Origin of the sequence: Streptomyces sp. NPDC048419, from assembly GCF_043200415.1 — a bacterium.
GTDB lineage: Bacteria > Actinomycetota > Actinomycetes > Streptomycetales > Streptomycetaceae > Streptomyces.
Genome location: NZ_JBICXT010000024.1, coordinates 26,696 through 49,091 on the forward strand (window position 1 = coordinate 26,696; position 22,396 = coordinate 49,091).

General features: G+C 70.1%; 14 protein-coding genes and 1 pseudogene. 11 read left to right on the forward strand and 4 right to left on the reverse strand.

Annotated elements, in window-relative coordinates; genetic code table 11:
- Positions 1 to 168: 168 nt before the first annotated feature.
- The 3 genes and pseudogenes from ACGFYN_RS36470 to ACGFYN_RS36480 all read left to right on the forward strand — a co-directional run.
- Entirely contained in the window at positions 169 to 3,195 is a 3,027-nt protein-coding gene (locus tag ACGFYN_RS36470) for a bifunctional [glutamine synthetase] adenylyltransferase/[glutamine synthetase]-adenylyl-L-tyrosine phosphorylase (RefSeq protein ID WP_393870246.1), read from the forward strand.
- Positions 3,196 to 3,264: 69 nt separating this feature from the next.
- On the forward strand, positions 3,265 to 3,393 hold the full coding sequence (locus tag ACGFYN_RS36475) for a hypothetical protein (protein WP_393870334.1): 129 nt from the start codon (positions 3,265 to 3,267) through the stop codon (positions 3,391 to 3,393).
- Positions 3,369 to 4,527: pseudogene (locus ACGFYN_RS36480) on the forward strand (amidohydrolase family protein); the annotation flags it as partial. The gene ACGFYN_RS36475 and the pseudogene ACGFYN_RS36480, both read left to right, overlap by 25 nt.
- Before the next feature lie 31 nt (positions 4,528 to 4,558).
- Here the strand turns inward: ACGFYN_RS36480 and ACGFYN_RS36485 are convergent.
- Together ACGFYN_RS36485 and ACGFYN_RS36490 are read right to left on the reverse strand one after the other, a co-directional pair.
- Positions 4,559 to 5,398, reverse strand: a complete 840-nt coding sequence (locus tag ACGFYN_RS36485; RefSeq protein ID WP_393870247.1) for a phosphatase PAP2 family protein — start codon at positions 5,396 to 5,398, stop codon at positions 4,559 to 4,561.
- 131 nt (positions 5,399 to 5,529) lie between these two features.
- Complete coding sequence (locus tag ACGFYN_RS36490; RefSeq protein ID WP_393870248.1) at positions 5,530 to 6,564, reverse strand: LacI family DNA-binding transcriptional regulator; 1,035 nt, start codon at positions 6,562 to 6,564, stop codon at positions 5,530 to 5,532.
- 362 nt (positions 6,565 to 6,926) lie between these two features.
- Between ACGFYN_RS36490 and ACGFYN_RS36495 the strand changes: the two genes are divergently transcribed.
- The 5 genes from ACGFYN_RS36495 to ACGFYN_RS36515 all read left to right on the forward strand — a co-directional run bounded on the left by ACGFYN_RS36495 (position 6,927) and on the right by ACGFYN_RS36515 (position 13,625).
- Positions 6,927 to 8,201, forward strand: coding sequence for an extracellular solute-binding protein (locus ACGFYN_RS36495; RefSeq protein WP_393870249.1), 1,275 nt, complete (start codon positions 6,927 to 6,929; stop codon positions 8,199 to 8,201).
- Positions 8,202 to 8,305: 104 nt separating this feature from the next.
- Complete coding sequence (locus ACGFYN_RS36500; protein WP_393870250.1) at positions 8,306 to 9,313, forward strand: carbohydrate ABC transporter permease; 1,008 nt, start codon at positions 8,306 to 8,308, stop codon at positions 9,311 to 9,313.
- A gap of 13 nt (positions 9,314 to 9,326) precedes the next feature.
- A complete protein-coding gene (locus ACGFYN_RS36505; RefSeq protein ID WP_393870251.1) occupies positions 9,327 to 10,235 on the forward strand; it encodes a sugar ABC transporter permease in 909 nt (302 codons plus the stop codon).
- Between the two features lie 213 nt (positions 10,236 to 10,448).
- Positions 10,449 to 12,128: a glycoside hydrolase family 13 protein gene (locus ACGFYN_RS36510; protein ID WP_393870252.1), complete on the forward strand. Its 1,680-nt coding sequence runs from the start codon at positions 10,449 to 10,451 to the stop codon at positions 12,126 to 12,128.
- Positions 12,129 to 12,251: 123 nt separating this feature from the next.
- Positions 12,252 to 13,625, forward strand: a complete 1,374-nt coding sequence (locus ACGFYN_RS36515) for an alpha-amylase family protein (RefSeq protein ID WP_393870253.1) — start codon at positions 12,252 to 12,254, stop codon at positions 13,623 to 13,625.
- On the opposite strand, the gene ACGFYN_RS36520 is transcribed toward ACGFYN_RS36515, so the two are convergent.
- On the reverse strand, positions 13,564 to 13,887 hold the full coding sequence (locus ACGFYN_RS36520) for a carbohydrate-binding module family 20 domain-containing protein (protein ID WP_393870329.1): 324 nt from the start codon (positions 13,885 to 13,887) through the stop codon (positions 13,564 to 13,566). The two genes, ACGFYN_RS36515 and ACGFYN_RS36520, sit on opposite strands and share 62 nt — an antisense overlap.
- A 297-nt stretch (positions 13,888 to 14,184) precedes the next feature.
- On the opposite strand from ACGFYN_RS36520, the gene pulA reads away from it, so the two are divergent.
- The 3 genes from pulA (at position 14,185) to ACGFYN_RS36535 (ending at position 21,648) form a co-directional block, all read left to right on the forward strand.
- Positions 14,185 to 19,554 carry a pullulanase-type alpha-1,6-glucosidase gene (gene pulA, locus ACGFYN_RS36525; protein ID WP_393870254.1) on the forward strand — a complete coding sequence of 1,790 codons (5,370 nt, stop codon included), beginning with the start codon at positions 14,185 to 14,187 and terminating at the stop codon, positions 19,552 to 19,554.
- 75 nt (positions 19,555 to 19,629) lie between these two features.
- Positions 19,630 to 21,252 carry a SpoIIE family protein phosphatase gene (locus tag ACGFYN_RS36530; protein WP_393870255.1) on the forward strand — a complete coding sequence of 541 codons (1,623 nt, stop codon included), beginning with the start codon at positions 19,630 to 19,632 and terminating at the stop codon, positions 21,250 to 21,252.
- Positions 21,253 to 21,285: 33 nt separating this feature from the next.
- Positions 21,286 to 21,648 (forward strand): 5-carboxymethyl-2-hydroxymuconate Delta-isomerase, encoded by a 363-nt coding sequence (locus tag ACGFYN_RS36535; RefSeq protein WP_393870256.1) that lies wholly within the window; start codon positions 21,286 to 21,288, stop codon positions 21,646 to 21,648.
- Positions 21,649 to 21,677: 29 nt separating this feature from the next.
- On the opposite strand, the gene ACGFYN_RS36540 is transcribed toward ACGFYN_RS36535, so the two are convergent.
- Positions 21,678 to 22,367 (reverse strand): TetR/AcrR family transcriptional regulator, encoded by a 690-nt coding sequence (locus ACGFYN_RS36540; RefSeq protein WP_393870257.1) that lies wholly within the window; start codon positions 22,365 to 22,367, stop codon positions 21,678 to 21,680.
- Between the last annotated feature and the right edge of the window lie 29 nt (positions 22,368 to 22,396).

The following is a 22,396-nucleotide window of genomic DNA, read 5'->3' on the forward strand; positions in this document are numbered from 1 at the left end:
GCCCTCGTGGATCCGTCCCGCCCGGCCACGGTGGTGGTGAGCCGCTGAGACCGCACCTGCGGATCCACCCGTTCCACCCACCGAAACCGCACCCCCGCCCCGGCGCTTGTGCCAGTGCTTCCGGTTAGGCTCGGGCAGTACGACCTTGATCCGACGGAAGGACCGGGGATGACGGTGCCGGGGCGCAGGAGCAGTACCTTCACGCGGCTGCTCCGGCACGGTTTCACCGATCCGTCGGCCGCCGAGCGGCTGCTGGACAGCGACGAGCTGATGCCCGTGCGCAACGACCCGGTGCTGCTGGAGGCGCTGGGCGCGACGGCCGATCCCGACCTGGCGCTGCTCGGCCTCGTACGGCTGCTGGAGGCCCAGCCCAGCCCCACCGCGCGCCGCGAGCTGCTGGACACGCTGATAGCGGCCAAGCCGCTGCGCGACCGCCTGCTCGGTGTGCTCGGCGCCTCCGCCGCGCTCGGCGACCACCTGGCCCGGCACCCGCGCGACTGGGAGGCGCTGGTCACCTACGAGCCACGGGACCTGCACCCCGGCGTCGAGGAGTTCGAGGGCGGTCTGTCTGGGGCCGACGACCCCGTCTCCCTGCGCGTCGCCTACCGCCGCTGCCTGCTGTCCATCGCCGCCCGCGACGTGTGCGGCACCACCGACCTCGCCGAGACCGCCGCCGAGCTCGCCGACCTCGCCACCGCCACCCTGCGCGCCGCCCTCGCCATCGCCCGCGCCGCCGCGCCCGAGGACGCCGCGCTGTGCCGGCTCGCGGTCATCGCGATGGGCAAGTGCGGCGGCCACGAGCTCAACTACGTCTCCGACGTCGACGTGATCTTCGTAGGAGAGGCCCTGGGGGCACCCCCAGGCCTTTCAGGCACTGGGGGAAGCGCCGACGAGGACAAGGCCCTGCGGTCCGCCACCAGACTCGCCTCCCACATGATGCGGATCTGCTCCGAGACCACCGTCGAGGGCTCCATCTGGCCCGTCGACGCCAACCTGCGGCCCGAGGGCAGGAACGGCCCGCTGGTGCGCACCCTCTCCAGCCACCTCGCCTACTACCAGCGCTGGGCCAAGACCTGGGAGTTCCAGGCCCTGCTCAAGGCCCGCCCGGTGGCCGGCGACATCGAGCTCGGCGAGGAGTACGTCGCCGCCCTCGAACCCCTCGTGTGGAAGGCCGCCGAGCGCGAGAACTTCGTGCCGGACGTGCAGAAGATGCGCCGCCGCGTCGTCGAGAACATCCCCACCGCCGAGATCGACCGCGAGCTCAAGCTCGGCCCCGGCGGCCTCAGGGACGTCGAATTCGCCGTCCAGCTCCTCCAGTTGGTACACGGCCGGGCGGACGCGGGCCTGCGCAGCGGCACCACCCTCAACGCCCTCCAGGCGCTGGCGGCGGGCGGTTACGTGGGGCGCGCCGACGCCGTGCAGCTCGACGAGGCGTACCGCTTCCTGCGCTCCATGGAGCACCGCATCCAGCTCTACCGGCTGCGCCGCACCCACCTCGTCCCCGAGGACGAGGCCGACCAGCGCCGCATCGGCCGCTCGCTCGGCCTGCGCGTCGACCCGGTCGCCGAGCTGAACCGCGAGTGGCGGCGCCACGCCGCCGTCGTACGTCGGCTGCACGAGAAGCTCTTCTACCGCCCGCTGCTCGACGCGGTCGCCCAACTCGCCCCCGGAGAAGCCCGGTTGAGCCCGGAGGCGGCCCGGGAGCGGCTGGTTGCGCTCGGGTACAACGACCCGGCCGCCGCCCTGCGCCACCTGGAGGCGCTGGCCTCCGGCGTCACCCGCAAGTCGGCCATCCAGCGCACCCTGCTGCCCGTCCTGCTGGGCTGGTTCGCGGACTCCGCCGACCCGGACGCGGGCCTGCTCAACTTCCGCAAGGTGTCGGACGCCCTGGGCAAGACCCCCTGGTATCTACGGCTGCTCCGGGACGAGGGCGCCGCCGCCGAGAACCTCGCGCGCGTGCTGTCCGCCGGCCGCCTCGCCCCCGACCTGCTGATGCGCGCCCCGGAGGCGGTGGCCCTGCTCGGTGACGGGGACGGCGGCGGCCTCGCGCCGCGCGGGCGGGAGCATTTGGAGCAGGAGATCATCGCCGCGGTCCGCCGCGCGGAGAACGCGCAGCAGGCGGTCACCGCGGCCCGCGGCGTACGCCGCCGGGAGCTGTTCCGTACGGCCGCCGCCGACATCGTCGGCTCCTACGGCACCGAGACCCAGCCCGCCGAGGCCGACGAGGGCGCCCTGGTGGACCGGGTGGGCGCCGCGGTCTCCGACCTGACGGCGGCGACACTGGCGGGCACGCTGCGCGCCGTGGTGCGCGAGGGCTGGGGCGACACCCTGCCGACCCGCTTCGCGATCATCGGCATGGGCCGCTTCGGCGGACACGAACTGGGCTACGGCTCCGACGCCGACGTGCTCTTCGTGCACGAGCCGCCCGAGGGCGCCGACGAGCGGGCGGCCGCCGACGCCGCGGGCAAGGTCGTCTCCGAGATGCGCCGCCTGCTGCAGATCCCGAGCGCGGACCCGCCGCTGCTGATCGACGCCGACCTGCGCCCCGAGGGCAAGTCCGGGCCGATGGTCCGCACGCTCAAGTCCTACGAGGCCTACTACCGCCGCTGGTCCCTGGTCTGGGAGTCGCAGGCGCTGCTGCGGGCCGAACCCTTCGCCGGGGACGCGGAGTTGGGCCGCCGCTTCATCGAGCTGATCGACCCGCTGCGGTACCCGGCCGAAGGACTCGGCGAGGACGCGGTACGGGAGATCCGGCGGCTGAAGGCCCGCATGGAGTCCGAGCGGCTGCCGCGCGGCGCCGACCCCAAGCTGCACACCAAGCTCGGGCCCGGCGGCCTGTCCGACGTCGAATGGACCGTCCAGCTGCTCCAGTTGCAGCACGGCTGGGCCGAGCCGGGCCTGCGCACCACCCGTACGCGCGAGGCGCTCGCGGCGGCCTGCGCGGCCGAGCTGATCTCCGCCGAGGACGCCGCGATCCTGGACGAGGCCTGGGTGCTGGCCACGCGCGTGCGCAACGCCGTGATGCTGGTGCGGGGCCGCGCCGGGGACACGTTCCCGTCGGACGGGCGCGAACTGGCCGCAGTGGGGCGGTACTTGGGCTTCAGCGACGGCCACGTGGGCGACATGCTGGACGCGTACCGGCGCTCCACGCGGCGGGCCAGGACGGTGGTGGAGGAGCTCTTCTACGGGGCGTAGGCCCCCGGCGGTCGAAAAGGCCGCCCGGGGTCCTCGCACGCCGGACGGGCCGAGAAGCAGCGCCCGCGCATGAGCCAGGAACCCCGCCAGCCCCACCTCGAAGGCCCGGTCCGCCCGCCCCTCGCCGACCGCCGCCAGGGCCTCGCCCAGCCGGGGGGCGCCGTCGAGTCGCCGCGGTCCTCAAGGCGGCGGGCGTGACCGGGCCCCGCGCGTTCGCCCAGCGCGCGCAGGTGGTCTGCGACGCCGACGGCCACCCCACCGGGCACCTCGTCGAGCACGCCGCGATGGACCTCCTCGTCGAGCACGCCGCGATGGACCTCCTCGCCGAACACGCCGCGATGGACCTCCTCGCCGACGTGCTGCCCCGGCCGTAGTACGCGGCCCGCCGGGCCCGTCTGGTGGAGCTGCTGTCGGCGGTGGCGGCGACCGGCCTGACCGGGTCGCACGTCATGGACGGCGGGGACGAGGAGCTGGTCGGTTCCGTGGCCCGTGCGTCGGTCCCGCCGGTGCGGCTGCGGTTCGCGCCCTGGTGCATGCCCGGGGTGGACGGGACGGGCCTGCGGGAGCTGGTCGACGCGCAGGGGCGCGGGGGCCGGCACTGGCAGGTCGGCGGGGTGAACTTCTTCATGGACGGAACCGTGGAGGTCGGCACGGCCTGGCTGGAGCACGCCGACTGCCATGGCCAGGGCACCGAGGCGTTCCGGCCGGACCCCGAGGCGTACGCCGCCGCCGTACGGCACCTGCACGCGGCCGGTGTCCGCACCGCCACGCACGCCATCGGCGACGCGGCCGTACGCCACGTCCTGGACGTCGTCGCCGGCCTCGGCGGGGACGGCCGCCACCGGCACCGCATCGAGCACATCGAGACGGCCCCCGACGAGCTGCTCCCGCGCGTCGCCGACCTGGGCGTGACGGCCTCGATGCAGCCGCCGCACACCGGCTACACCCGGGCCGACGGCATCGCCGAATGGTCCCGCCGCCTCGGCACCACCCGCGCCTGGCGGCTGCGCGACCTCCGCGACGCGGGCGCGACCGTGGCCCTCGGCTCCGACTGGCCCATCGCCCACTACGACGCCCGCACCGTCCTGGCCACGGCCCGGGCCCCGCGCGGCCTCGGCGCGAGCGGGCCTGACCGGCCCGGAAGCCCTGGAAGGCTGCCCGACCCACGCCGCACAGGCGGCACGCGAGACGGCGACGGCCGGCCGCATCACCCCCGGCCACCGGGCCGACCTGACGGCCCTCGCCCTGGACCCGGTGAAAGCCCCACCGGACGAGCTGGCCGAGACCCCGGTGCGCCTGACCGTGACGGGCGGCCACGTGACCCACCGCGGTGACCAGCAGCTTTTGGGGCCGACCCGACGACCTAACGCGGCACCCCGGAAGGCGGCATCTTCGGCAGCGCGTACGGCAGGACCCCGTACCAGGCCCAGGACACCCCGAACCCGAAGGCGAGACACAAAAGGCCCCCCACCGCGTCCAGCCAGAAGTGATTCGCCGTCGCCACGATCACGACCAGCGTCGCCACCGGGTAGAGAAGCCCCAGCACCCGAACCCACGGCACCTTCGCCAGGAAGAAGATCGTCAACCCGCACCACACGGACCACCCGATATGCATGGACGGCATCGCGGCGTACTGGTTCGACATGTGCTTCAGGTCGCCCGACGCCATCGAACCCCAGGTCCTGTGGACCATGACGGTGTCGATGAAGTGGCTGCCGTTCATGAGCCGCGGGGGCGCGAGCGGATACAGGTAGTAGCCGACCAGGGCCACACCGGTGGTCGCGAACAGCACCAGCCGCGTCGCCGCGTAGCGCCCGGGATGACTGCGGAAGAGCCACACCAGCACGCTCAGCGTGATCACGAAGTGCAGCGTCGCGTAGTAGTAGTTCATGCCGACGATGAGCCAAGACACCGAGTTCACCGCGTGGTTGACCGACTGCTCGACGGCGATGCCCAGTTGGTGCTCGGTCCGCCAGATCCAGTCGGCGTTGCGCAGCGCCTTGCCCCGCTGCTCGGGGACCGCGTTGCGGATGAGTGAGTACGTCCAGTAACTCACCCCGATCAGAAGGATCTCGAACCACAGCCGGGGCTTGCGCGGGGTGCGCAGCCGGCGCAGGAATCCGGGGTTCTTTTCGGCCGCGAGGGAGTCAGGAACGGCCGCCTGATCACGGTCTTCCAGACTGGTCACGGTCGGATCACCCATAGGCGCAAAGTCTGCCAGAAACGTCCTGTCCGACCGATCATCCTCCGGTCAGGTTCGGCCCGCATGTTCTACAACGCCGAGACGCCCGCGCCTACTCCCGGCGCATGGCGGAACGCCCTGGATTCTCCGCCCTAAGGACGATTCCGGTCCCCAGGCGCCGAAGCGGTCGAACCGCGCACCACCAGCTCCGGCATGAACACGAACTCACTGTGCGGCGCAGGCGTTCCGCCGATCTCCTCCAGCAACGTCCGCACCGCCGCCTGCCCCATCGCCGGGACCGGCTTGCGGATCGTGGTCAGCGGCGGGTCGGTGAAGGCGATCAGCGGGGAGTCGTCGAAGCCCACCACCGAGATGTCCCGCGGGACTTCGAGGCCGTTCTGCCGGGCCGCGCGTATCGCGCCGAGCGCCATCATGTCGCTCGCGCACACCACCGCCGTGCAGTCGCGGCCGATCAGCGCGGCGGCGGCGGCCTGGCCGCCCTCCAGGGTGTACAGCGAGTGCTGCACGAGCTCCGTCTCGACCGCCTCCGCGCCCAGGCCGAGCTGGTCCTGCATGGCGCGTACGAAGCCCTCGATCTTGCGCTGCACCGGCACGAACCGCTTGGGGCCGAGCGCCAGCCCGATCCGCGCGTGCCCCAGCGAGGCCAGGTGCGTCACCGCCAGTGTCATCGCCGCGCGGTCGTCGGGGGAGATGAAGGGCGCCTGCACCTTCGGCGAGAAGCCGTCCACCAGCACGTAGGGCACGCCCTGGGCGCGCAGGCGGTCGTAGCGCTCCATGTCGGCGGTGGTGTCCGCGTGCAGTCCGGAGACGTAGATGATGCCGGCGACGCCGCGGTCGACGAGCATCTCCGTCAGCTCGTCCTCGGTCGAGCCGCCGGGGGTCTGTGTGGCGAGGACCGGGGTGTAGCCCTGCCGGGTCAGCGCCTGGCCGATCACCTGGGCCAGCGCCGGGAATATCGGATTCTCCAGCTCCGGGGTGATCAGGCCCACCAGGCCCTCGCTGCGCTGCCGCAGACGCACCGGGCGCTCGTAGCCCAGGACGTCGAGGGCGGCGAGCACGGACTGGCGGGTGGTGGCGGCGACGCCGGGCTTCCCGTTGAGGACGCGGCTGACGGTCGCTTCGCTCACCCCCGCCTGAGCAGCGATGTCGGCAAGCCGTGTGGTCACGGCACCGGACTGTACCGGCCGTATCGTCATCGCGGTCCCTCTGTTCTGGTCGGTGCCCCTTGTCCCGCAAGGGGATGATTCCCGTGCGGGAGCAGGATGGCAAGAGCTTGCAGAGTCTTGCACAACCGGGGCAACCCCCGCTCAGCCCCGTAGAACAAGGGTCTCGCGGCGGTCGACGAGGGGTCACGCCGAGGTAACTTCCGTCGTCTCTTGCACTCTTTTTCTGCAAGGTCTTTCGCAACGCTTGCATCGCTGTTAAGTTCCCACTCGCCCGGCGGCAGCAATGGCGCAGTCGGCAAGACGGGAGCGGCGGACGGGGCCGCTTCCCGCACCACACGGGCTTTCACCCTCAAGGAGAACTCATGCGGCGTGGCATAGCGGCCACCGCGCTGGTGGCGTCCCTCGCCCTCGCGGCGACGGCCTGCGGCGGAAGTGACAGCGGCAGCGACAAGAGCAGCGGGCCGGTCACCATCACCTGGTGGGACACCTCCAACGCCACCAATGAGGCGCCGACCTACAAGGCCCTGGTCAAGGACTTCGAGGCCGCCAACAAGGGCGTCAAGGTCAACTACGTCAACGTCCCCTTCGACCAGGCGCAGAACAAGTTCGACACCGCCGCCGGTTCCAAGGGCGCCCCGGACGTGCTGCGTTCCGAGGTGGGCTGGACCCCCGCCTTCGCCAAGAAGGGCTACTTCCTGCCGCTGGACGGCACCGACGCCCTCAAGGACCAGGGCAAGTTCCAGTCCAGCCTGATCAAGCAGGCCCAGTACGAGGGCAAGACCTACGGCGTCCCGCTGGTCACCGACACCCTCGCGCTCGTCTACAACAAGGCCCTCTTCAAGAAGGCCGGCATCACCGAGGCCCCCAAGACCTGGGACGAGCTGAAGGCCGACGCCGCCAAGGTCGACTCCAAGGCCAAGGTCTACGGCTACTGGGGCTCCACCCAGGCCTACTACGCGCAGACCTTCCTCTACGGCGAGGGCACCGACACCGTCGACGCCTCCGCCAAGAAGGTCACCGTGAACTCGCCCGAGGCCCAGAAGGCCTACGGCACCTGGCTGAGCCTGTTCAAGGGGCAGGGCCTGCACAAGGCCGACACCACCGCCGACGCCTACGCCCACATCCAGGACGCGTTCGTCAACGGCAAGGTCGCCTCGATCATCCAGGGCCCCTGGGAGATCACGAACTTCTACAAGGGCTCGGCTTTCAAGGACAAGTCCAACCTCGGCATCGCCAACATCCCGGCCGGCTCCACCGGCAAGGGCGGCGCCCCGACCGGCGGCCACAACCTGTCGGTCTACGCCGGTTCGGACTCCGCGCACCAGAAGGCCGCGCTGAAGTTCGTCAACTTCATGACGTCCGCGAAGTCGCAGACGCAGATCGCGCTGAAGAACTCCACGCTGCCCACCCGCGACGACGCCTACACCGCCGAGGTCAAGGCCGACCCGGGCATCGCCGGCTTCCAGACGGTCCTGCCCGCCGCCCAGCCGCGGCCCGCGCTGCCCGAGTACAGCTCCCTGTGGGGTCCGCTGGACACCGAGCTGCCGAAGATCGCCGGTGGCAAGGAGTCCCTGGACAAGGGTCTGAGCAACGCTGAACTGGCCATCGCCAAGCTGGTGCCCGACTTCAGCAAGTGAGCCCCGAGTGGCCGTCGGATCCGTTTTGGGGGGACGGATCCGACGGCCATCCGCCTGCGCCCAGCCGCTTCTCAGAGCCGTAGAACTTCCAGAAGGTGCCGAACATGACAGTCGCCATCGACCGCGCGACCGGCAAACGCCACGGTGACCGCGCGCCACGGCCCGGGCTGGGCCGGCGCTTCAAGCACAGCTACCAGAAGTACTGGTACGCGTACGCGATGATCACCCCGGTGGTGATCGTCCTCGGCGTCCTCGTGCTGTATCCGCTGGTGTACGGCCTCTATCTCACCCTCACCGACGCCAACAGCCTCAACACCGCGCGCACGATCGGCGTCAACCACATCGACGCCACCTACAAGTTCATCGGGCTCGGCAACTACAAGGACATCCTGTTCGGCCCGCTGTCGTACGACCGCTTCTGGTCGCACTTCATCTGGACCGTCGCATGGACGGCCCTGTGCGTCGCACTGCACTACACCATCGGCCTCGGCCTCGCGCTGCTGCTCAACCAGAAGCTGCGCGGCCGGACCTTCTACCGGCTGATGCTCATCGTGCCCTGGGCCGTCCCCACGTTCGTCACCGTCTTCGGCTGGCGCATCATGCTCTCCGACGGCGGGATCATCAACACCCTCCTCGACACGCTGCATCTGCCGGCGCCGTCCTGGCTGGAGGACACCTTCTGGCAGCGGTTCGCCGCCATCATGGTCAACACCTGGTGCGGCGTGCCGTTCATGATGGTCTCGCTCCTCGGCGGCCTGCAGTCCATCGACGGCACCCTGTACGAGGCCGCCGAGATGGACGGCGCGAGCGCCTGGCAGCGCTTCCGCCACGTCACCCTGCCGGGCCTCAGGTCGGTCAGCTCCACCGTCGTCCTGCTCGGCATCATCTGGACCTTCAACCAGTTCGCCGTCATCTTCCTGCTGTTCGGCGCGAACTCGGCTCCGGATGCCCAGATCCTGGTCACCTGGGCCTACTTCCTCGGCTTCGGGCAACAGCCGCGCGACTTCGCGCAATCGGCCTCCTACGGCATCCTGCTGCTGGCCATCCTGATCGTCTTCACCTCGTTCTACCGCCGCTGGCTGAACCGCAATGAGCAGCAGCTCGCGATCTGAGGCAGGAGCTTCCATGAGTACGACCACTGTCGCGACCTCCGCCGCGGTGAACGACGACGGCCCCGCGCAGAGCCCTCGCACGACCCGGGGCCGAGGCGAGCGCAGCCTCGCGGCGTCCCTCACCTCCCACGGCATCCTGATCGCCGGAAGCGTGATCGCGCTCTTCCCGATCGCCTGGCTCGTCTTCCTCTCCCTCGGCCCGGACAAGGACGACTACCTCCACCCGGGCGGCATCTGGAAGAAGATGTCGTTCGGCAACTACTCGTTCGTCCTGCAGCACACGAGCTTCTTCGACTGGCTGAAGAGCTCCCTGATCGTCTCGCTCGGTACCACGGTGCTCGGCGTCACGGTCGCCGCCACCACCGGATACGCGGTCTCCCGCATGCGTTTCCCGGGCTACCGGAAGTTCATGTGGGTGCTTCTGGTCACCCAGATGTTCCCGGTGGCCGTACTCATGGTGCCGATGTACCAGATCCTGTCCGACCTCGAACTGATCGACAGCTACCTCGGCCTCATCCTCGTCTACTGCTCGACGGCGGTGCCGTACTGCGCGTGGCTGCTCAAGGGCTACTTCGACACCATTCCGTTCGAGATCGACGAGGCCGGACGCGTCGACGGACTGTCTCCCTTCGGAACGTTCGCGCGACTGATCCTGCCGCTCGCCAAGCCAGGTCTGGCGGTCGCCGCCTTCTACAGCTTCATCACCGCGTTCGGCGAGGTCGCCTTCGCCACCACGTTCATGCTGGACGACCAGAAGTACACGCTCGCCGTCGGTCTGCAGACCTTCGTCAGCGAACACGACGCCCAGCGCAACCTGATGGCGGCCACCGCCGTGCTGATCGCGATACCCGTCTCCGCGTTCTTCTACCTCGTGCAGAAGAACCTGGTGACCGGCCTGACCGCCGGCGGCACGAAGGGCTGACCGCCGGCCAGGCCGCGAGGGTCGTCGTTCGTCTGCGGCGCCGTCGTGGCTGGTCGCGCAGTTCCCCGCCCCCCTTCGGGGGGCGCTGCCCCCGAGCCCCCTTCGACCCGAGACGGTCGCGGTGCCCATCCGACCCCGCAGTCACCGCGACCGTCTCGTCCCACCGATGTATGCACACCTGACCCCATGACCCCGTTACGTACCAAGGACGCCATGAGCCAGCAGCACTCCGCCATTGCCCCGGCCCCGCACTCCGCCGAAGCCAAGCGCAGCGACTGGTGGCGGGACGCGGTGATCTACCAGGTCTATCCGCGCAGTTTCGCCGACAGCAACGGCGACGGCATGGGCGACCTGGAAGGCGTACGCTCCCGACTCCCGTACCTGCGCGACCTCGGCGTGGACGCCGTGTGGCTCAGCCCCTTCTACGCCTCCCCACAGGCCGACGCCGGCTACGACGTCGCCGACTACCGTGCCGTCGACCCCATGTTCGGCAACCTGCTGGACGCGGACGCCCTGATCCGCGACGCCCGCGACCTGGGCCTGCGCATCATCGTCGACCTCGTGCCCAACCACTCCTCCGACCACCACGAGTGGTTCAAGCGCGCGCTGCGGGAGGGCCCGGGCTCGCCGCTGCGCGAGCGCTACCACTTCCGTCCCGGCAAGGGCGACGACGGCGAACTCCCGCCCAACGACTGGGAGTCGATCTTCGGCGGCCCCGCGTGGACACGGGTGACGGAGCCGGACGGCACGCCCGGCGAGTGGTACCTCCACCTCTTCGCCCCCGAGCAGCCCGACTTCAACTGGGAACACCCCGCGGTGGGCGACGAGTTCCGCTCCATCCTGCGCTTCTGGCTGGACATGGGCGTCGACGGCTTCCGCATCGACGTCGCCCACGGCCTGGTGAAGGCGGCCGGACTGCCCGACCTCGGCTCCCACGAACAGCTGAAACTGCTGGGCAACGATGTCATGCCCTTCTTCGACCAGGACGGCGTGCACGAGATCTACCGCCAGTGGCGGCACGTCCTCGACGAGTACGCGGGCGAGCGCATCTTCGTCGCCGAGGCGTGGACCCCGACCGTCGAGCGCACCGCGAACTACGTCCGCCCCGACGAGCTGCACCAGGCCTTCAACTTCCAGTACCTGTCGACCGCCTGGGACGCCGGGGAACTGCGCGAGGTCATCGACCGCACGCTGGAGGCGATGCGCCCGGTGGGCGCCCCCGCCACCTGGGTGCTCTCCAACCACGACGTCACCCGGCACGCCACCCGCTTCGCCAACCCGCCGGGCCTCGGCACCCAGATCCGCCTGGCCGGCGACCGCGAACTGGGCCTCAGGCGCGCCAGGGCCGCGAGCCTGCTCATGCTGGCGCTGCCCGGCTCGGCCTACGTCTACCAGGGCGAGGAGCTCGGCCTGCCGGACGTCGTCGACCTGCCGGACGAGGTGCGCCAGGACCCGGCCTACTTCCGCGGCGCCGGCCAGGACGGCTTCCGCGACGGCTGCCGGGTGCCCATCCCGTGGACGCGCGAGGGCTCGTCCTACGGCTTCGGCGGCGGTGGCAGCTGGCTGCCGCAGCCGGCGGGCTGGGGCGAGCTGAGCGTCGAGGCGCAGCAGGGCGTGCTGGACTCGACCCTGGAGCTGTACCGCGCCGCCCTCGCCGCCCGCCGCGAGCAGCCCGACCTGGGCGCGGGCGACGCGGTGGAGTGGCTGCGCGCCCCCGAGGGCGTACTCGCCTTCCGGCGCGGGAAGTTCGTGTGCGTCGCGAACACCGGCGGCGAGTCGGTGACGACTCCGGCGTACGGCCGCGTCCTGCTCGCCAGCGGCGAGGTGACCGAGGCGGACGGCGAGACGAAGGTGCCGTCGGACACGGCGGTGTGGTTCACCGACCGCCACTGAAATTTCTTGCATCAACTTCACACGGCCCGCTGCCTTTTCAGGCAGCGGGCCTTTAACATCTCCGTCACCGCAAGTTGGTTGAAAACTTGCAGCAAGAGCCTTCAACGGTGAAGGAGCCCCCACATGGCACGCAGAACGCTCCCCGCGGCGGTCGCCCTCATGGCCTCCGCCCTTGTCATGACCCCGACGGCCGCACACGCCTCGCCCCCCGGCACCAAGGACGTCACCGCCGTCCTCTTCGAGTGGAAGTACGCCTCGGTCGCCAAGGAGTGCACCAGCACGATCGGCCCCGCCGGCTACGGATACGTCCAGGTCTCGCCACCCGCCGAGCACATACAGGGCTCACAGTGGTGGACGTCGTACCAGCCGGTCAGCTACAAGATCGCGGGCCGCCTCGGCGACCGCGCCGCCTTCCAGAACATGGTCAGCACCTGCCACGCGGCCGGCGTGAAGGTCGTCGTCGACACCGTCATCAACCACATGTCCGCGGGCAGCGGCACCGGCACCGGCGGATCGTCGTACACCAAGTACGACTACCCGGGCCTGTACTCCTCCTACGACTTCGACGACTGCACCTCGCAGGTCACCAACTACCAGGACCGCTGGAACGTCCAGCACTGCGAACTCGTGGGCCTGGCCGACCTGGACACGGGCGAGGAGTACGTCCGCAAGACCATCGCCGGCTACCTGAACGACCTGCTCACGCTCGGCGTCGACGGCTTCCGCATCGACGCGGCCAAGCACATCGACGCCGCCGACCTGGCGAACATCAAGTCCCGGCTGACGAACCCGAACGCCTACTGGAAGCAGGAGGTCATCTACGGCGCCGGCGAGGCCGTCCAGCCCACCGAGTACACGGGCAACGGCGACGTCCAGGAGTTCCGCTACGCCTACGACCTCAAGCGCGTGTTCAACAACGAGAACCTCGCCTATCTCAAGAACTACGGCGAGGGCTGGGGCTACATGAGCAGCTCGGTGGCCGGTGTCTTCGTCGACAACCACGACACCGAGCGCAACGGCAGCACGCTCAACTACAAGGACGGCGCCAACTACACGCTGGCCAACGTCTTCATGCTCGCCTACCCCTACGGCGCCCCGGACATCAACTCCGGCTACGAGTGGTCCGACGCGGACGCGGGCCCGCCCAACGGCGGTACCGTCAACGCCTGCTGGCAGGACGGCTGGAAGTGCCAGCACGCCTGGCCGGAGATCAAGTCCATGGTGGCCTTCCGCAACGCCACCCGCGGCCAGGCGCTGAGCAACTGGTGGGACAACGGGGGCGACGCCATCGCCTTCGGCCGCGGCACCAAGGGCTACGTCGCCATCAACCACGAGACGAGCTCACTGTCGCGGACCTACCAGACGTCGCTGCCGGCGGGAACGTACTGCAACGTCCAGAACAACACGTCGGTGGCGGTGAACTCCAGTGGGCAGTTCACCGCCACCTTGGGCGCCGACACGGCGCTGGCGATCTACGCCGGGAAGTCGAGCTGCTGAGGCCCTGCTTCCAGGTGTCGCTCGTCGTGTAGCCGGACGAACCGCCCGTCGTGCACGAGCGGTTCGTCCCGGACTCCCCGGTCACGTTCCCGGAGCCGTCCTTCTTGAGGTACTTGTACGTGAAGGCCGTGCTCCTGGGGACGATGACCAGCTTGCTCCAGGTGGGGTAGGACTCCCAGTCGGTCGTCGCGGACTCGTTGAAGGTGACGTCCGTGGCGTCCGAGGTGAAGGTGTAAGCGGCCGACGACGAGCCGTTGTTCAGGGCGAAGAAGCCCGCGCCGCCGCGGCCGCGGCGACTTCATCCTGCTCGCGTAGGTGAAGTCCAGGACGTCACCGGAGGCGTAGAAGTCGGCGGGCTGCGGGTCGAGCCCGGGTAGATCTCCTGGAAGACGTACGGCGCCGTGCCCTGGGTGGCGTGGGGGAGTCGGGAAGGGCCGTCAAGGTTGCCGCTGAAACTTCTTGCTATGGGTTGCAAAACTCTTGCTGTAAGCCTTTCGTCAGCGATACGGTCGCGCGGGGTCGGACCCACCAGAGCCGTCATCGCAAGGAGTACCCGCCTGTGATACCGAGAGCGAGACGGGTCGCGGCCGTCACCGTCGTGGCCCTTGCCGCCGCCCTGATCCAGCCACTGGCCGCGCAGGCGGCCGCTCCGCCCCCGCCCCCCTCCGACGCGAAGCTCGCCGCCGCGCCCGCCCGGCACGACGACACCCGCGAGCAGTTCTACTTCGTGATGCCGGACCGTTTCGCCAACGGCGACACGTCCAACGACAAGGGCGGCCTGACGGGTTCGCGGCTCAGCACCGGCTACGACCCCACCGACAAGGGCTTCTACCAGGGCGGTGACCTCAAGGGCCTGACCAAGAAGCTCGACTACATCAAGGGCCTCGGCACCACCTCCATCTGGATGGCCCCGATCTTCAAGAACCGTCCGGTGCAGGGCACGGGCAGCAACGCCTCCGCCGGCTACCACGGTTACTGGATCACCGACTTCACCCAGGTCGACCCGCACTTCGGGACCAACAAGGACCTCGAGACCCTCATCTCCAAGGCGCACGCCAAGGGCATGAAGGTCTTCTTCGACGTCATCACCAACCACACGGCGGACGTCGTCGACTACAAGGAGAAGTCCTACGACTACCTCTCCAAGGGGGCGTTCCCGTATCTGACGAAGGACGGCAAGCCGTTCGACGACAGCGACTACGCGGACGGCACGAAGAAGTTCCCGGCCGTCACCCGCGACTCCTTCCCGCGCACCCCTGCGGTCACGAGCGACAGCAAGGTCCCGTCCTGGCTCAACGACCCGACGATGTACCACAACCGCGGTGACTCGACCTACACCGGCGAGTCGACCACCTACGGGGACTTCTCCGGCCTCGACGACCTGTGGACCGAGCGTCCCGAGGTCGTCAGCGGCATGGAGAAGATCTACGAGCGCTGGGTGCGGGACTTCGGCATCGACGGCTTCCGGATCGACACCGTGAAGCACGTGGACACGGAGTTCTGGACGCAGTGGGCGACGGCGCTGGACAAGTACGCCGCCGCGCACGGCCGCAAGAACTTCTTCATGTTCGGCGAGGTCTACTCCGCCGACACCTCCGTCACCTCGCCGTTCGTCACCCAGGGCCGGCTCGACGCCACCCTCGACTTCCCCTTCCAGGACGCCGCCCGCACGTACGCCTCCCAGGGCGGCAGTGCGCAGAAGCTCGCGTCCGTCTTCGGCGACGACTACAAGTACACGAGTGACAAGGCCAACGCGTACGAGCAGGTCACCTTCCTCGGCAACCACGACATGGGCCGCATCGGGTACTTCCTCGACCAGGACAACCCGAAGGCCACCGACGCGCAGCTGCTGAAGAAGGACGAGCTCGCGAACGAGCTGATGTTCCTCAGCCGCGGCAACCCGGTCGTCTACTACGGCGACGAGCAGGGCTTCACCGGCTCCGGCGGCGACAAGGACGCCCGCCAGACGATGTTCGCCTCCAAGGTCGCCGACTACCTCGACGACGACGAGATCGGCACCGACCGCACGCACGCGAGCGACGCGTACGACACCAAGGCGCCGCTCTACGAGCAGATCAGCGCGCTGAGCAAGCTGCGCAAGGACAACCCGGCCCTGACGGACGGCGTGCAGACCGAGCGCTACGCGGCCGACGGCCCGGGCGTCTACGCCTTCAGCCGCACCGACGCGAAGACCGGCCAGGAGTACCTCGTCGCCTTCAACAACGCGGACGAGGCGAAGTCGGCCACCTTCGCGGCAGGCTCGGCGGACATGAAGTACCGCGGTATCCACGGCACTTCGGACGACGTCACCTCCGGCGCCGACAAGAAGGTCACGGTCACCGTCCCGGCCGAGTCCGCCGTCGTCCTCAAGGCGGCCGGCGAACTCGCCAAGCCGTCGACGGCCCCGACCCTCACCCTCAAGGCCCCCGCCGCGGGCGCCACCGGCACGGTCGAGCTCTCCGCCGGCGTCGACGGGGGCGGGCTCGACCGCGTCGTCTTCGCCGCCCAGGTCGGCAACGGCGCCTGGCGGACGCTGGGCTCCGCCGACCACGCGCCGTACAAGGTCACCCAGACCATCGGCAAGAAGGTGACCGCCGGAACCGCCCTGCGCTACAAGGCGGTTGCCGTCGACTCCGCCGGGCACACCGCGAGCGCCACGGCCGCCTCGACGACCGGCACCCCGCCCGCGCCGGAGACGCCCACCGCCTCCTCCCGCGACTACGCGGTCGTCCACTACAAGCGCACCGACGGCGACTACGACAAGTGGGGCCTGTACGCCTGGGGCGACCTCGCCGACGGCGAGGCGACCACCTGGCCGGCCGGCCACCCCTTCACCGGCCGTGACGCCTACGGCGCCTTCGCCTACGTCAAGCTGAAGCCCGGTGCCTCAAGCGTCGGCTTCCTGGTCGTCGACAAGGACGGCAACAAGGACGTCTCCGCCGACCGCACCATCGACGTGACCAAGACCGGCGAGGTCTGGATCGAGCAGGGCAAGGACGCCGTGCAGACGACGCGGCCCGACTACCCGGCGCAGGACAAGACCAAGGCGGTCGTCCACTACCACCGCGCCGACGGGAACTACGACGGCTGGGGTCTGCACGTGTGGACCGGCGCCGCGAACCCCACGGACTGGTCGAGCCCGCTGAAGCCGGTGAAGACCGACGCCTACGGCGCGGTCTTCGAGGTACCGCTCACCGACGGTGCCACCAGCCTCAGTTACATCATCCACAAGGGCGACGAGAAGGACCTCTCCACCGACCAGTCGCTGGACCTCAAGGCGAACGGCTACGAGGTGTGGCTGCTCAACGGCCAGGAGAAGTACCTGCTGCCGCAGCCCGCGGGCTCCTCGGCCGCGCTCGACCTGACCACCTCCAAGGCGGTCTGGATCGACCGGGACACCGTCGCCTGGAACGGCTCCGACGCCGCCGTCTCCACCCAGCTGCTCTACTCCCACGACGGCTCGATCGCCGTCAAGGACGGGGCACTGACCAGCGACGACGAGCGCTGGCTGCGCCTGACGAAGACCACGCTCACCGACGCCCAGAAGGCCAAGTTCCCGTATCTGAAGGACTACACGGCCTTCTCCGTCGACCCGCGCGACCGCGGCCGGGTGCGCGCGGCACTGGACGGCCAGATCGTCGCCTCGCAGCGCGCCGCGAACGGCGCCGTGCTGGCGGCGACGGGCGTGCAGATCGCCGGCGTGCTGGACGACGTGTACGCGAGCGCGACCAGGTCGAAGCTGGGGCCGACGTTCGACAAGGGCCGCCCCACGCTCTCCGTGTGGGCGCCGACCGCGCAGAGCGTCGCACTGGAGCTCGACGGCTCCCTGAAGACGATGAAGCGCGACGACGCCACCGGCGTCTGGTCGGTCACCGGGTCCAAGTCCTGGAAGAACAAGCCCTACCGGTACGTCGTGAAGGTGTGGGCGCCGTCCGTACGGAAGGTCGTCACCAACAAGGTCACCGACCCCTACTCGGTCGCCCTGACCGCGAACTCCGAGCGCAGCCTCGTCGTCGACCTGCACGACGGGTCCCTCGCGCCGAAGGGCTGGTCGTCCCTGCCCAAGCCCAAGGCGGTGCCGCTGAAGGACGCCGAGATCCAGGAGCTGCACATCCGGGACTTCTCGGTCGAGGACAAGTCGGTGCCGGCCGCTCACCGCGGCAGCTACCTCGCCTTCACCGACAAGGGCAGCGACGGCTCAGCGCACCTGCGTGAACTGGCCAGGTCCGGGACCTCGTACGTGCATCTGCTCCCGGCCTTCGACATCGCCACCATCCCCGAGAAGAAGGCGGACCAGGCGAGCCCCGACTGCGACCTCGCCTCGTACGCGGCCGACTCCGACAAGCAGCAGGAGTGCGTCGCGAAGGCTGCGGCGAAGGACGCCTACAACTGGGGCTACGACCCGTTCCACTACACGGTCCCCGAGGGCTCGTACGCGACCGACCCGGACGGCACGGGCCGCACGGTCCAGTTCCGCAAGATGGTCCAGTCCCTGAACCAGGACGGTCTGCGCGTCGTCATGGACGTCGTCTACAACCACACGGCGGCCGCCGGCCAGGCGGACACCAGCGTCCTGGACAAGGTCGTGCCCGGGTACTACCAGCGGCTCCTCGCGGACGGCTCGGTGGCGAACAGCACCTGCTGCGCCAACACGGCCACCGAGAACGCCATGATGGGCAAGCTGGTCGTCGACTCCGTCGTCACCTGGGCCAAGGAGTACAAGGTCGACGGCTTCCGCTTCGACCTGATGGGACACCAGCCGAAGGCCAACATCCTCGCGGTCCGCAAGGCGCTCGACGCCCTGACCCTCGCGAAGGACGGCGTCGACGGCAAGAAGATCATCATGTACGGCGAGGGCTGGAACTTCGGCGAGGTCGCCGACGACGCCCGCTTCGTGCAGGCCACACAGAAGAACATGGCGGGCACCGGGATCGCGACCTTCTCCGACCGGGCCCGGGACGCCGTCCGCGGCGGCAGCCCCTTCGACTCCGACCCCGGCGTCCAGGGCTTCGCGTCCGGTCTCTACACCGACCCCAACTCGTCCACGGCGAACGGCACTTCGGCCGAGCAGAAGGCCCGGCTGCTGCACTACCAGGACCTGATCAAGGTCGGGCTCTCCGGCAACCTCGCCAAGTACCGCTTCACCGACACCGACGGCAAGGAGGTCACCGGCGCCGAGGTCGACTACAACGGCCAGCCCGCCGGCTACGCGGACGCGCCCGGCGACGCCGTCGCCTACGCGGACGCGCACGACAACGAGTCCCTGTTCGACGCCCTCACCTACAAGCTGCCCAAGGGCACGTCCGCGGCCGACCGGGCCCGGATGCAGGTCCTCGCGATGGCGACGGCCGCCCTCTCGCAGGGCCCGTCCCTCTCGCAGGCGGGCTCGGACCTGCTGCGGTCGAAGTCCCTGGACCGCAACTCCTTCGACAGCGGCGACTGGTTCAACGCCATCCACTGGAACTGCGCCGACGGCAACGGCTTCGGCCGCGGGCTGCCGATGGCGGGCGACAACGAGTCCAAGTGGCCGTACGCCAAGCCGCTGTTGAGCTCGGTGCAGGTGGGCTGCCCGCAGATCGAGGGCTCCTCGGCCGCGTACCAGGACCTGCTGAAGATCCGGTCCACGGAGAAGGCGTTCTCGCTCGGCACGGCCGGGCAGGTGCAGTCCGCGCTGTCCTTCCCGCTGTCCGGGAAGGACGAGACGCCCGGCGTGATCACGATGGAACTCGGCGACCTGGTCGTCGTGTTCAACGCGACGCCGGACAAGCAGGAGCAGCACGTCGCGTCGCTGGCCGGAACCGGCTACCGGCTGCACCCGGTGCAGTCGGCCGGGACGGACTCTGTCGTGAAGTCCTCTGCTTATGATCGGGAATCGGGCACGTTCGCCGTTCCGGGGCGCACTGTTGCAATATTCTCCCGGATCCCCTGATCAGGGCATTACGTTGGTGGGGCAGACCCAGAACCCGGGTCTGCCCCACCGCTGTTGTTCCCAAGGGTTCGGGAGATGGACGTCGACGGCATGCTGACAGACACGACCGTGCTGGTCGTGGACGACGTGGCGGCCAGCCGGTACGCCATGGGCACCGTGCTGCGCCGCGCCGGACATCAGGTCGTCCCAGTCGCCAGCGGCCGGGAGGCGCTCGTCGAGCTCGACGTACGGCTGCGCAAGGGCATCCTGCCCGACGTGGCCCTCGTCGACGTCGACCTGCCGGACATGAGCGGCTTCGAACTCTGCCGCCGGGTCAAGGAACGGCCGCACATGGCGGGCCTGCCCGTCGTACACTTCTCCGCCGCCGCGGTGGCGCCGGGGGACCGCTGCCGGGGGCTGGACGCGGGCGCCGAGACCTATCTGACGGTGCCCGCCGAACCCGAGGAGATCGAGGCGGTGGTGCGGGCCGCGGTGTGCACCGCGCGGCTGCGCGCCGACGACAAGGCGCTGGTACGCCGGCTGACGATGCTGTCGCAGATCATCATCACCATCCAGTCGGCGCGCTCCCTCCAGGAACTCGCCGACGCGGCCGCCGACGGCACCGCGCTGCTGACCGGCGGTCCCGCCGCCGTCTTCGTCCTCGGTCCTGAAGACGAGCTCTACCGCGGCGTCTCCCGGGACCGCACCTCCCTCGCCCTGCCGGACGAGGGCGCCCACCTGACCGTGGCCGGCCTGCTGCGCCGGCTCACCCGGGGGCAGGCCGGGGTGCAGCTCACCACGGTGCCCGCCCCGCTGTGGCCGGCCGGGTTCTTCCGCCCCGGCGTCCAGCACGACGCCCGGCTGGCGCTGATCCTCACCCAGGACGGCAGGGCGCCGGTGTGCCTGGCCACGCCCACCCGCGGCATGCGCCGGCTGAACCCCGGCGACGAGGCCCTGGTGGCGCAGCTCGCGCAGGCCACCGCGCTCGCCGCCGAGCCCCTGCTCATGTACCAGGTCGAGCGGCATGTCGCCCTCACCCTCCAGCACAGCTTCCTGCCCCGGCCGCACCGGCTCTCCGCGCTGCCCGGCATCGACATCGAGGTCCGCTATGTGCCCGCGTCCCGGGAGACCGAGATCGGCGGCGACTTCTACGCGGCCCTGTGCACCGGCGAGGGCGTACTCACCGCGGTCGGCGACGTCGTGGGGCACTCGCTGGACGCCGCCACCGTCATGGTCGAGATCCGGCACGCCCTGCGCGCCTACTGCGTCGAGGAGAGCGACCCGGCCCTGCTCGCCGCGCGCCTGGACCGGATGCTCCAGCACTACCACCCCGAGGTCACGGCCACCGTGTGCCTGGCACTGATCGACCCCGCCACCGGCCGCACCCGGATCGCCAACGCCGGCCACCTGCCGCCGCTGATCCTGCGGGGGAGCGGCGAGGTGGCCTACGCCAAGGCCGACGGCCCGCTGCTCGGGCTCGGGCTGCCCCACCCGGAGCCCACCGAGCTGACCCTGGGACCCGCCGACCGGCTGCTCATGGTCACCGACGGGCTGATCGAGACCCGCGGCACGGACCTGTCCGTCTCCATGGAGCAGCTGCGCTGCGCGGCCATGGGCTCCCTGCCGGGACTGGACGCCCTGTGCGACACCCTGCTGGGCTGCTTCGGCCACGACCGCGAGGACGACATCGCGATGCTCGCGGTGCAGCTGAAGAACTAGGGTGGGCCCTGTTGCCGTAGAACAGGAGTGCCCATGCCGCAGATCACCGTCGACTACTCGCGTACGATCGCGCCCGCCTTCGACCGGGACGCCTTCGCCCGCGCCCTGCACGAGGCGACGGTCGAGATCGCCGCGGCCAAGCCGGAGGCGTGCAAGACGCAGTTCCGGCCGGGTGAGTTCACCGCCTACGGCTACGAGGACCCCGCCGAGCAGCGCCACGGGATCGTCCACGTCACCCTGGGGCTGCTCGCCGGCCGCACCGAGGAGACCAAGGCGAAGCTGACCGAGGCCGTGCTGGAGCTGCTGCGCAAGCACATCGCCGACGAGGGGATCGTGCTGCACGCCTCGGCCGAGGTGCGCGACCTCGACCCGTCCTACCGGAAGTTCGACCGCTGAGACGTTTCCGCAGACGTCCCGGAGGCCGTTCAGGACGCCAGTGAGATCAGCCGGGCGACCAGGTCGGTGAAGGGGCCGTCGGCCGGCTCGTCCTTGAGGATCCGGCGCAGCAGCCCGGCCATCTCCTCGTCGTGGGCGGCGCTCACGGCGGCCAGCGCGGCGAAGTCGTGCACCAGCTGGGCCTCCAGCTCGGCGCGCGGGATGCGACGGCCGTCCAGCCAGATCAGCGCGGTCGACTCGGCGAGCGAGATCCAGGAGCGTACGACCAGTTCCAGTCGCGCGGGCGGGTCCTCGACGTCCAGATGCGAAAGGATCTGGTCATACGCGGCCTGCCGTACGGAGTCGATGAGGGCGTTGGTCGCCGAGGAGCCGACCGCCGGTCCGCCGCGCATCAGCGCCGAGAATCCCGGCCCGTGCTCGTCCACGAAGTCGAAGAAGCGGTGCATCACCCGGCGTAGCCGGACGCCCACCGGCCCGTCCCGCGGCTCGTCGAACCGGCCCGCGAGATCCTGCGCGGCACGCCTCAACGCGGCCTCGTACAGGCTGAGTTTGCCGGGGAAGTAGTGGTAGACCAGCGGGCGTGAGATGCCCGCGGCGGACGCTATCTCGTCGATCGAGACGTCGTCGGGAGAGCGTTGGCTGAACAGTTCGAGGGCGACGCCGATCAACTGCTGCCGCCGCTCCTCGACTCCCATTCTGCGGCGCACTCCGGTAGTCATGCGAACACCTTACCGATCGGATCCGGCCG

Excerpts from the sequence above, each read along its gene's own strand:
- ACGFYN_RS36470 (WP_393870246.1), top strand. The coding sequence starts at position 169 with ATGACGGTGCCGGGGCGCAGGAGCAGTACCTTCACGCGGCTGCTCCGG.
- ACGFYN_RS36475 (WP_393870334.1), top strand. The coding sequence starts at position 3,265 with ATGAGCCAGGAACCCCGCCAGCCCCACCTCGAAGGCCCGGTCCGCCCG.
- ACGFYN_RS36485 (WP_393870247.1), bottom strand. The coding sequence starts at position 5,398 with ATGGGTGATCCGACCGTGACCAGTCTGGAAGACCGTGATCAGGCGGCC.
- ACGFYN_RS36495 (WP_393870249.1), top strand. The coding sequence starts at position 6,927 with ATGCGGCGTGGCATAGCGGCCACCGCGCTGGTGGCGTCCCTCGCCCTC.
- ACGFYN_RS36500 (WP_393870250.1), top strand. The coding sequence starts at position 8,306 with ATGACAGTCGCCATCGACCGCGCGACCGGCAAACGCCACGGTGACCGC.
- ACGFYN_RS36505 (WP_393870251.1), top strand. The coding sequence starts at position 9,327 with ATGAGTACGACCACTGTCGCGACCTCCGCCGCGGTGAACGACGACGGC.
- ACGFYN_RS36510 (WP_393870252.1), top strand. The coding sequence starts at position 10,449 with ATGAGCCAGCAGCACTCCGCCATTGCCCCGGCCCCGCACTCCGCCGAA.
- ACGFYN_RS36515 (WP_393870253.1), top strand. The coding sequence starts at position 12,252 with ATGGCACGCAGAACGCTCCCCGCGGCGGTCGCCCTCATGGCCTCCGCC.
- ACGFYN_RS36530 (WP_393870255.1), top strand. The coding sequence starts at position 19,630 with ATGGACGTCGACGGCATGCTGACAGACACGACCGTGCTGGTCGTGGAC.
- ACGFYN_RS36535 (WP_393870256.1), top strand. The coding sequence starts at position 21,286 with ATGCCGCAGATCACCGTCGACTACTCGCGTACGATCGCGCCCGCCTTC.
- ACGFYN_RS36540 (WP_393870257.1), bottom strand. The coding sequence starts at position 22,367 with ATGACTACCGGAGTGCGCCGCAGAATGGGAGTCGAGGAGCGGCGGCAG.